The organism is Enterobacter sp. Ap-867, from assembly GCF_011752855.1.
Lineage (GTDB): Bacteria > Pseudomonadota > Gammaproteobacteria > Enterobacterales > Enterobacteriaceae > Cedecea.
This window is the reverse complement of record NZ_VWWS01000020.1, coordinates 1-3,643: the sequence shown is the minus strand read 5'-3', so window position 1 is coordinate 3,643 and position 3,643 is coordinate 1. Positions and strand designations below refer to the sequence as shown.

At 45.1% G+C, this 3,643-nt stretch carries 3 protein-coding genes; all 3 read left to right on the top strand.

Annotation, left to right across the window (positions count from 1 at the left end; translation table 11 throughout):
* The first annotated feature begins 507 nt into the window (after nucleotides 1-507).
* Nucleotides 508-1,014 (top strand): helix-turn-helix transcriptional regulator, encoded by a 507-nt coding sequence (locus F3J26_RS22485; RefSeq protein WP_008461655.1) that lies wholly within the window; start codon nucleotides 508-510, stop codon nucleotides 1,012-1,014.
* Between the two features lie 5 nt (nucleotides 1,015-1,019).
* A complete protein-coding gene (locus F3J26_RS22480; protein ID WP_008461653.1) occupies nucleotides 1,020-1,616 on the top strand; it encodes a hypothetical protein in 597 nt (198 codons plus the stop codon).
* Nucleotides 1,617-1,734: 118 nt separating this feature from the next.
* Nucleotides 1,735-3,643 (top strand): autotransporter-associated beta strand repeat-containing protein (locus F3J26_RS22810; protein ID WP_205246611.1); only part of this gene is annotated, 1,909 nt, incomplete at its 3' end.

The window sequence follows — 3,643 nt, the reverse complement described above, 5'->3', positions numbered from 1 at the left end:
CATCCATAACTGAAATGGCCTGGGTGATATTGTTTTCATATGGCTCATTGGCGTTCACAAAGAATAAAACACCATCATAAATACAAAGTTGCTCAAATATCCATTTTTTTAAAGTTAACAGGCTGATACTCACGCAAGGTGATAAATACAAAAATGTTCCATTAATTTAAGTTTCTTTAATATGTGCTTGTCTGGCGTATTTACTGACGGTTCTTTTGGCTTATTTATCCAAGCATCCTTGATATCTGCGACCTCACGCTTGATTAAAATAGGATGAATCGATCAATTGCATTCCTCTGATAGCCCAAGCCTATCACAAAAAGATAATTGATCGTTTTTGACTATTTTGTTGTTATGTGTATATTATTTCGCTACAACCTCTGAGTCGGTGCGAAATCAATGTAAACTACACTGTGGGCCTGTCTGAATTTGTGTTTTTCATTGGTTGGCATTCTTTTTTTGGTCATAATTAATAACGTGCTTTTTAATGTCACGCAGGAGACTCACATGGATAAGTGTGGTTACTGGCCGGAAAATGATTCTTTTTTTGGAAAGGGAATCATGGCAATTGCTGAGATAGCGGGCAGAAAAAATCTTTACTTTGTTAATCTTGATGAATCTACATTTTATGACTTTATAACACAGCCTCAGATTTTGAATATAAAAAGCATCGTTATTATCTCTAGCCCAACGTTATATCCTTTGTCACTCTTATTATTGACCGAATTTGCCAATGTACATGCAGTTTTATCCTCAGACAGTGGACTTGAACGACTGGCAAATAGTATACGCCGAATACCCGATAATGGAAAAATTACTGCTGCAAATTATAGTGCTGGCGCACTCACCCTGCCTGAGTATCGAACTCTGACTTTATTAGCACAAGACGTCAGCATGAAACATATAGCCTGCATTCTCGGCACCAGTATCAGTACAGCCTACGTATACAGAAAAAAACTATCAGAGAAAATGCGTTTCCCGCATAACGGAATACCTGTTTACATGAAACGGTGAGAGACATGAACAATGAAGTGCTACTGATTGTATTGACAGAGAATTGCTGGTTATACACGGGCCTTACCGCGCTGTTGCCCGAGATGGTTTGTCTACGGGTGGGGTTCAGTTCGCGATATATTCCTCCAGAAATCGAGGTTGCAGGACGTATAATTCTTGCTGTGGACAGCCGGATTGTGTTTCGGGGAGAATGGACGGCTCTGAACGCTCTTCATGCCCTTCGTCCTGATGCAGTTCGGATCTGGCTGACGTGTGATGAGAGCGGGAGATTATGTCCATTTGCAAACCAGAGATGCCTTAGCCTTAGTCAGCGACAGGATATTACCTCATTACAGTTCGCTTTGCGTCAGTCAGGACAACACGCTCTGGGAAAAAGCACCCGCGTCGAAAGCATAAGACTGACATTCACAGAGCGTCGCATGCTCCCCTTTTTTTTATCCGGGGTTAGCCTACCGTTACTTTCCCGCATGACAGGAAAACCGGTCAAAACACTCTACGCGCACCGAAAAAAAATTCTTGAGAAGACGGGACTACGGCAACTGGCATTTTTACAGTTTGTGAATGAACGTAACCGAGGATTGCCGGGCATTCCCGGCATGTAAGAAATTCATGATACTTTTTTAATGGATTTAATAGTAGGGATACTCCATGAGTTATTATTATAAGAAAAAAAGATTTTCTTTAGACATATAATTCCCGAGAAATAAAATAAGGATTGGTGTGTGCTTTCCTGCCATCTTTCCCTCTCCAGATATCGACGTTTATTTCAAATTTTTATTTTCAATTCATAACCTAAGAGGAAACCAAGTGAACCATAGATATCACCTCGCATGGAATTCAACTCAGCGAGCCTGGATGGCTGGTGGGGAATTGAGCCGTTCACATAAGAAAAAAAAAGTGATTTTCTCTATTGTCTTTTTTTTAGGCGGAATTAATAGTTCATCAGTCGCTGAAACAAAAAACATAACACTACCTGGGAATGGAGTGACCTATTTCCTCCAGTCAAATAAAGGCAGTAACGGTGTTGACTCATCGAATGGAATCAATGGATCAGATGGTTCATCATCTTATGAATTTACGACCAGTACTTTTAAACCTGAGGATAACCCCATCAGCATTACTGACGCTAATATAGCTGGGGGGATTGGAGGGGCAGGTACCATAGCAATGGGCAATGGTTCTGAAAGCGGTAATGGCGGTAATGGGGGGGACGCAGTCAGCATATCGACAGCTACTATATTTAATAATGGTGCAATACTAACGGGCGGTAACGGCGGCGATGCGGGTGGAGGCACCGGTCGATATCTCACCATGGGTTCTGGCGGAGCAGGAGGCAATGCAATATCTGGGAATCACCTTACTATCAACAATAACACAGGTGGAGTGCTAGCGGGTGGGGAAGCCGGTAGTGGTGGTGATGTTCTTGGTATTCAGATCGCCAGCGCAGGAGGCTCGGGAGGTACAGCTATCGCCGGTAAGAATCTATCCATCCTTAACGATAGCGTAATTTCGGGGGGTAATGGTGGTTCCGGTGGCACGGGCGGCGTGGACCTAAACGAATGGGGTTGGTCGGGACCTGGTGACGGAGGTGAAGGAGGCTCTGGAGGCGCAGGTATAAGTGGCGATAACCTTAACATCGTCAATAATGGAAGGATTAGCGGCGGTAGTGGCGGTAAAGGTGGCTCAGGTTCAACTACAGATACGAGCATAGGTGGTAATGGTGGTATTGGTGGCGATGCCTTAGTTGGAGGCAACCTGACTATTATTAACAACGGAACTATTGATCGGGGTGCAGGTGGTAACGCGGGTAACGGGAACGGTGGAACCAATGGTACTAGCGGAACGGGCGGTGCGGCAATTCGTTTAACCAGCAATGATAATTATTTGATCCTTAAATCTGGTTCAGAGATCAACGGTGACATCGTTCTTTCAGAAACCGACACTTTCAATACCCTCTCCATTGCCAGCGATGACGCCACGACAGTTACCGGAAATCTGACGGCGAATGCTTATACCAGCTTAACACTCTCCGGTAAGATGCTCACCCTAACGGGGCAAGCCTCTTTCGCCAGGAACACGTCGCTCACCTTCAATAACCCCACTTGGGACTCTGTGCTAAAGGCAGATTCGGTTTCTCTGGAAAGTACCGTTACCCTGCGTGGAAATATCAGTGAATGGCAGCAGAACACCTACACACTGGCCACCACCACCTCAGGCATTAGCGGATTTATATCAGGGAATGTTATCAACGAGCTGCTGACAGAGGCCGCAACAGACTACGCAAAGATGTCTCTTTCAGATGATGGAAACTCCATCATCTACAGCCTGCGGTGGAACAATACCGCAGGTGATGGCTATGGAACCTTTGACCTTAAAGGCGGAGCAGTACTCAACATAGGCACAATACTTGCCGATAATATCAATGGTGCCGATGGTGTATGGGACGGTAAGACATTGACCAAAGAGGGTGACGGCACCCTCATACTGACTGGCACCAATACCTACACAGGTACTACTACGGTCAGCCGCGGCACACTTAAAACCGGTGTTGAGGATACTTTTGCCTCCACCTCCGGTGTGACGGTAGCTGAAGGTGCGACCCTTAATCTCAGCGGCAACAGCCAGACCG

Excerpts from the sequence above, each read along its gene's own strand:
- F3J26_RS22485 (WP_008461655.1), top strand. The coding sequence starts at position 508 with ATGGATAAGTGTGGTTACTGGCCGGAAAATGATTCTTTTTTTGGAAAG.
- F3J26_RS22480 (WP_008461653.1), top strand. The coding sequence starts at position 1,020 with ATGAACAATGAAGTGCTACTGATTGTATTGACAGAGAATTGCTGGTTA.